Below are 1,729 nucleotides of genomic sequence, written 5' to 3' on the forward strand. Positions count from 1 at the left end.
TTCGGTCCGGAAACATCGACGTGCTGGTATGCACCACCGTCATCGAGGTCGGCGTCGACGTACCGAACGCCACCGTGATGCTGGTGGTCGACGCCGATCGGTTCGGCATCAGCCAGCTGCACCAGCTGCGGGGCCGGATCGGCCGCGGCGCGCATCAGAGCCTGTGCCTGCTGGTGACCAGGGCCGCCGAAGGTTCCCAGGCCGGCCGGCGGCTACAGGCCGTCGCAGACACCCTGGACGGGTTCGTGCTGGCCGACCTGGACCTGCTCGAGCGTGGGGAAGGGGATGTGTTGGGCCAGATCCAGTCCGGCCGGCGGGGCGCCCTGAAGCTGCTGTCGTTGACCGAGCACGCCGAAGTCATCGAGGCAGCCCGGGCGTTTTGCGCCACGGCCTGGGCCGATAACGCCGCAGACCCCGGATTAGCCTTGCTGGCAGCGTATTTCACCGACACCGACCGCATCGAGTACCTGGACAAAGCATGAACCGCAAAGTGCTGCTGTGGCTGGGCGTGCTGGCCGCGCTCGCGGTGCTGGTCGCCTATCAGACGGTGTCGACGACGGGAAACCGTGGTCACCGCAGTCGGGAGTTCGTCGCGCAGGCCGGCCCGCCGACGGTGCAGTCCGGCAGTGACGTCCTGGCCGGAATCGCGGTGGTCCCGGAGCGCATCCGCCGCCACGATTACCGTCGAGCGGCGTTCGGCGACGCGTGGGACGACGACAACGATGCGCCCGGCGGGCACAACGGGTGTGACACCCGCGACGACATCCTCAACCGTGACCTCGTCGACGTCACCCACGTGTCAACCAAACGCTGCCCCGATGCCGTCGCCACCGGCACCCTGCGCGACCCGTACACCAACGCCACCGTCGCGTTCACCCGCGGAGCCAAGATCGGCGAGTCGGTGCAGATCGACCACATCGTCCCACTGGCTTACGCCTGGGACATGGGCGCGTCCGGCTGGCCGTACGCCACACGGCTGCGGTTCGCCAACGACCCCGCCAACCTGCTGGCGGTCGCCGGGAGGCCCAACCAGGACAAGGGCGACGCGGAGCCCGCGCTGTGGATGCCGCCCAACACCGCGTTCGGTTGTCAGTACGCCGTCGCCTACATCGCGGTGCTGCGGGGCTACGCGTTGCGCCTCGACCAGCCGTCGGCAGACACCTTGCGCCGGGTCGCGGCGACATGTCCCGACCGATAGCGCGAAACGATGCACCGCCGTGAGATTGACGGTCGCCGGTAGGTTCAGCTACCGGTGTAGGTCAGCGGGTCTTCACGGACCCGGGTGCCGTCGTTGAGCCCGCCCAGGCTGTCCATGTGCTCGGCGGCCAGCTCGAAGTCGAAGACGTCCAGGTTGCCGGCGATGTGCTCGGGCTGCGCCGATCGCGCGATCACCACGTTGCCCAGTTGCAGGCTCCACCGGATCAGCACCTGCGCGGGGGTGCGGTTGTACTCGCCGGCGATGGAGGTCACCGTCGGGTGATCCAGCAACCGGCCCACCGCGAGCGGGCTGTAGGCCTGCGTGACGATGTTGTGGCCGGCGTTGACTGTGCGCAGCTCGGCCTGGTTGAGCAGCGGGTGCAGCTCGATCTGGTTGACCGTCGGGGTTTGGAAGGTCAGTTCGATGACGTTCAACAGGTGCTCCTCGGTGAAGTTGCACACGCCGATCGAACGGACCAGCCCGGCAAGCTTCGCCTGGATCAGCCCACCGAAGCTGTCGACGTACATGGCC

At 68.0% G+C, this 1,729-nt stretch carries 3 protein-coding genes; 2 read left to right on the forward strand and 1 reads right to left on the reverse strand.

Features of this window, described 5'->3' with window-relative positions:
• A partial coding sequence (locus AC2VON_RS20295) for a helicase-related protein (protein ID WP_486954528.1) occupies positions 1-482 on the forward strand: 482 nt, incomplete at its 5' end.
• A complete protein-coding gene (locus tag AC2VON_RS20300; RefSeq protein WP_486954529.1) occupies positions 479-1,198 on the forward strand; it encodes an HNH endonuclease family protein in 720 nt (239 codons plus the stop codon). The genes AC2VON_RS20295 and AC2VON_RS20300, both read left to right, overlap by 4 nt.
• Positions 1,199-1,242: 44 nt before the next feature.
• Here the strand turns inward: AC2VON_RS20300 and AC2VON_RS20305 are convergent.
• The coding region (locus AC2VON_RS20305; RefSeq protein ID WP_486954530.1) for an aldo/keto reductase at positions 1,243-1,729 on the reverse strand (487 nt) is incomplete at its 5' end.

The sequence above is a fragment of the Mycobacterium sp. TH-M82 genome, from assembly GCF_057473605.1.

What these genes read in the sequence shown, in the direction of transcription:
- AC2VON_RS20300 (WP_486954529.1), top strand. Translation starts at nt 479, where the DNA reads ATGAACCGCAAAGTGCTGCTGTGGCTGGGCGTGCTGGCCGCGCTCGCG.